We start from the raw sequence: 4,182 nt of genomic DNA, 5'->3' as shown, positions 1-4,182 counted from the left end.
GGTTTTAGAAATTTTGAAAATTATAGATTAAGAGTTAGAGTGCTTTGTGGATAAGTGAAGTGCCCCCGGATTTGGGGAAGACCCAAAATTATAGGCTACGAGTTAGAGTGCTGTGTGGATGAAGAAGTGCCCCCGGATTTGGGGGAGGCCCAAATGGGAAAGACCCAAGACCCTTTAAATGGCGCGCTCGGAGGGACTCGAACCCCCGACACCTTGGTTCGAAGCCAAGTACTCTATCCAGCTGAGCTACGAGCGCATTGTGGTGAAGTAAACTTAAATATCAGGATTGTTACGCTGTGTTTTAGCTTTAAACAGCAGCTAAGCCAGAAATGGTGGGCCGTATAGGATTCGAACCTATGACACAGAGGTTAAAAGCCTCCTGCTCTACCGACTGAGCTAACGGCCCTTACAGGGTAAACAATTTTTCAGCTACTCATTTTAGTGAAGTGAGAAATACACTGCTAAAATGGTGGGCCGTATAGGATTCGAACCTATGACACAGAGGTTAAAAGCCTCCTGCTCTACCGACTGAGCTAACGGCCCCAAAGAGGCTGGAATCATACCGGATCAGGGTAAAATTTCAAGTGTTTTATGGGGTTTATTTTTCATTAAGGCGCGCCCAGTATATAAATCATCGCTGGTTGCCAGGATTGTCCACCCATCCAAACGCAAATTTTTTACCTTCGCTTTCAAGCAATTACTAGGAACTATTAGCAAGAGTACGTCCGCTCCCAGGGCGCCACAGCCTTTAGCAGCCAACACATCTGGCTGCGCCCGAAAGGTATTTAGATGGTGCAAACTGTGAGGGGCTACCAGGTGAAGATCGACCAGCTGCTGCTGATAGGTATTCACTGCCTGTATTAACCATTCACTATTGTTCTGTTCAAAAGCAGCCTCTGCCAAATTGACTGTCACTGCCAATTGGTTAATAGAGCTCGGTAAGGTTGTCCTTTGCAAATGATAATGCGTAGCTAATTTCTGCCCGCTATGCAAAAGTAAAAAAGAAATATCTTTAAAAACCCAATCATAGGTCTTAATAACATTTCGCTGACGATTAATAGATACACAGCGGTGTTGTGATTGAGCCAATACATCATAGCCACTTGGTTTTAACCCTTCTCCTCGCCAGGCTGATTGATAATAAGCATCCAGCATTGCCTTACGGTTGGGCGTTACATGCAGTAAATAAGAGCAGGCAAGATAGACAGCAAGAAACTGAGCACTGGAAGCACCGAGTCCACCCCTGCCTTGGTAAGGATCATGCCAGAGGAGTCCCTGTTCGGGCATGCGATGATGAGCCCACCATTGCCCTGCAGGTGATTCAGGATGAATACCTTGTATAGTTGCCTCGTCGGCAAGTGACAATTCAAAACAAGGTGATGTGGTTAGCACAATGGCTGATTCACCAGCCACAGCGGCATACTCACCAAGTAAAAAAGTTTTTGCAGGAATACGCCATTTCATGTTGCAGTCTGCGCCTGCCTTATCTCAGTCAACAATTCACAAGCATTGTTTAAACTGACTCGCTTGTTAGTGACTAACCAGCTTTGTAAGCGCTCTTTTAATATCGGCATCTCACTATCAGTCGCGCCGGCCACCATCAGTAAATTATCAATATGTAACTTCATATGCCCCTGAATAATACCCTCAGTGCACAAGGCCTTGATGGCACCCAGATTTTGTACCAGACCTACTGCAGCAATAATCCGTGATAAATGGTTTGCTGACTCAATTCCCATCATACGCAAACAAAGTTTTGCGGTGGGATGAAGAGCCGTGACCCCTCCTACCGTGCCCACAATAATTGGAGCGGTCAATTGACCGGTTAGAACCCCATCCGTGTAGCGCCAACGGGTTATGGCTTGATAATGACCTGTACGAGCTGCATAAGCATGAATACCCGCCTCCACTGCGCGCCAATCATTGCCTGTTGCAATCAAAACAGGATCAATTCCATTCATCACACCCTTGTTATGAGTTGCTGCACGATAAGGATCCATTTCAGCGAATAGTGAGGCCTCTTGTAAACGCTCCCCTAACTCGGCCTCAACATCACGAATGGTCACTGTAGCCGTCGTTAATTTCTGATCATTCAAGTTGGATAAAATGCACATGGTGACTTGCTCACCAGTTAAATTTTCCAGGGGGCCTTTTAAGTACTCCAGCACTTGATTAATGATGTTTGCACCCATCGCATCACAGCTATTCATCATTAAATGAATAACCGCCATTTTATGGCCGTCTTCGCGTTGCAACTGCCGCAACTCTAAATCAACCACGCCACCACCCCGTCGAACCATGTTAAAGGCAACTTCTTCATTCGCCTTTTCAATTAAGAATTGCTTATTTTCGTGGAAGATCGCAGCAAAACGCTCCAAATTATCTACTTTTGCCAGCTGAATTTGACCAATAATGCATTCACCCTTAACCTGAGTCTGAATTTCACCGTGCTGTCTTATCCATTTCGCGGTTTTCGACAAAGCAGCAATAATAGAGGTTTCTTCCACTGCAAGCGGAATGACATAATCCTGGCCATCAATACAAAAATTAGTGGCCACTCCCAAAGGAAGCTGGAAATAACCAATCACATTTTCAATAAGTTTATCCGCAAGAATCGTGTCGCTGACACCTCCCTTGACTAAATAGGCTACATCCTCTGCAGTAAGTGCACCTAATTCCAATAAGCGCTGAAATCTTTCCTCGCGATTCAATTTAGAAAAACCCTGGAATAATTGACCTGCTTGACTGCTTAACAGCATGCCTTCTCCTTCAACTCACTGATTACACGACTGCCTGTACAAAACATGGCAACCTTTAACTCATATTCAATAGATGCCATTAACTCATGCACCTGCTGTGCACTTTGCAAGGCTGCATCTAGCATTGGTTTGGCAAAACCTACTGACGTGGCGCCAAGCGCAAATAATTTTGCTGCATCCAAACCATGACGGACACCGCCAGATCCCCATATTTCAAAGGTCGGCCTCAACGATGCCGCATTGTTAACACTTTGTACGGTGTCTATTCCCCAATTGCGAAAAGTGACCGACGTCTTATGCTTGATACTTCCTTCAGCAGCACGATGTCCCTCAATTCTCCCCCAGTGCGTACCACCAAGACCACTGACATCAACCGCTGCAATTCCAAGATCATTTAAACGACGTAAAGTAGATAGGGAGAACCCACAGCCTGTTTCTTTAATGACAATTGGTAAAGGCAGTGTAGCCACTAATTTGGCTAGTGCGCTCCAACAACCTTTAAATTGTGGAGTTCCTTCCGGTTGAATTGCTTCTTGTAACGGATTGCAATGAATAATCAACGCTTTAGCTTGCAAGGCTTCGGTTAAACGTTGGATTTGAGTAAGTGGTGTATTAATTAACTGAGCAATACCTAAATTACTAAACAAACTTACCTCGGGAAAATCCCGACGCAGAGATTGCCACTCAAAAGCAGCCTGATTATCTGTTAATTCACGACGCTGAGAACCAACTCCCATAGCCCAGCCGCTTGCTGCACACGCAGCAATCAGGTTGCGATTAATATTAACCGCATCATGATGCCCCGCTGTCATAGAACTGACAAAAAATGGTTTCGCAATAGTTTGGCCAAAACGCTGACTTTCTATAACGAGCTCATTAAAATCAATATCGGGGAGCGCTTCGTGACACAAAGATACTTGATCCAATACATTCATCTCACTGGCTTGGTTGCTTTGCATCAAAGCAAGCGCAATATGATCTTGCTTACGTTTTTCAAATTGGCTGTAGTCGTCTTGCATGTCCTGTACACAACAGCAGAAAAAATGGCTTGAATTTTATCACAATCTGATAATTTCAACTAGAGAACACTGAATTTGCTCAATAGGCCCCTTCCAAAACTTGCTGTGGCGAGGGAAAGCGCAGGGAGACTCGGAACAAAGAACGCCAGTGAGTGGGGATTCGAGTAGCGTATCGACGAAGCAATTTCCTTCGCCAGGAGTGTCTAGAAGCTAATCATACACGTGGCTTAACAACCTGTAAGACTCATTTAATTGAGCATTTAGGCGAGTAAAAAAGTACATCAAGCTATAAAAACCCAGTGCTTCACTTTCTAGGGGTTCTAGCCGCAAACCTCAGAAATTTCCGGACGGTTTTTGGTCACTTTGCTTTTTCTTAACCTCCGCAAAAGAACCTTGCCTATTAT

Annotated in this window: 3 protein-coding genes and 3 tRNA genes; all 6 read right to left on the bottom strand. The window is 44.8% G+C overall.

Annotation, left to right across the window (positions count from 1 at the left end; genetic code table 11):
- Nucleotides 1-179: 179 nt before the first annotated feature.
- Nucleotides 180-256 (bottom strand) — tRNA-Arg (locus tag Lfee_RS06400).
- A gap of 74 nt (nt 257-330) precedes the next feature.
- Nucleotides 331-406 (bottom strand) — tRNA-Lys (locus Lfee_RS06395).
- A gap of 61 nt (nt 407-467) precedes the next feature.
- A tRNA-Lys gene (locus Lfee_RS06390) sits at nt 468-543 on the bottom strand.
- Between the two features lie 24 nt (nt 544-567).
- Nucleotides 568-1,464, bottom strand: coding sequence for a mevalonate kinase family protein (locus Lfee_RS06385; RefSeq protein ID WP_058445040.1), 897 nt, complete (start codon nt 1,462-1,464; stop codon nt 568-570).
- A complete protein-coding gene (locus tag Lfee_RS06380) occupies nt 1,461-2,759 on the bottom strand; it encodes a hydroxymethylglutaryl-CoA reductase, degradative (protein WP_058445038.1) in 1,299 nt (432 codons plus the stop codon). Before Lfee_RS06380 ends, Lfee_RS06385 begins: the two co-directional genes overlap by 4 nt.
- Nucleotides 2,750-3,778, bottom strand: coding sequence for a type 2 isopentenyl-diphosphate Delta-isomerase (gene fni / locus Lfee_RS06375; protein ID WP_058445036.1), 1,029 nt, complete (start codon nt 3,776-3,778; stop codon nt 2,750-2,752). The genes Lfee_RS06380 and fni overlap by 10 nt, the downstream gene beginning before the upstream one ends.
- Nucleotides 3,779-4,182: the final 404 nt, after the last annotated feature.

It is taken from the genome of Legionella feeleii (genome assembly GCF_001467625.1).
Taxonomy (GTDB): Bacteria; Pseudomonadota; Gammaproteobacteria; order Legionellales; family Legionellaceae; genus Tatlockia; species Tatlockia feeleii.
This window is presented reverse-complemented; position numbering and strand designations above follow the sequence as displayed.

Excerpts from the sequence above, each read along its gene's own strand:
- Lfee_RS06385 (WP_058445040.1), bottom strand. The coding sequence starts at position 1,464 with ATGAAATGGCGTATTCCTGCAAAAACTTTTTTACTTGGTGAGTATGCC.
- Lfee_RS06380 (WP_058445038.1), bottom strand. The coding sequence starts at position 2,759 with ATGCTGTTAAGCAGTCAAGCAGGTCAATTATTCCAGGGTTTTTCTAAA.
- fni (WP_058445036.1), bottom strand. The coding sequence starts at position 3,778 with ATGCAAGACGACTACAGCCAATTTGAAAAACGTAAGCAAGATCATATT.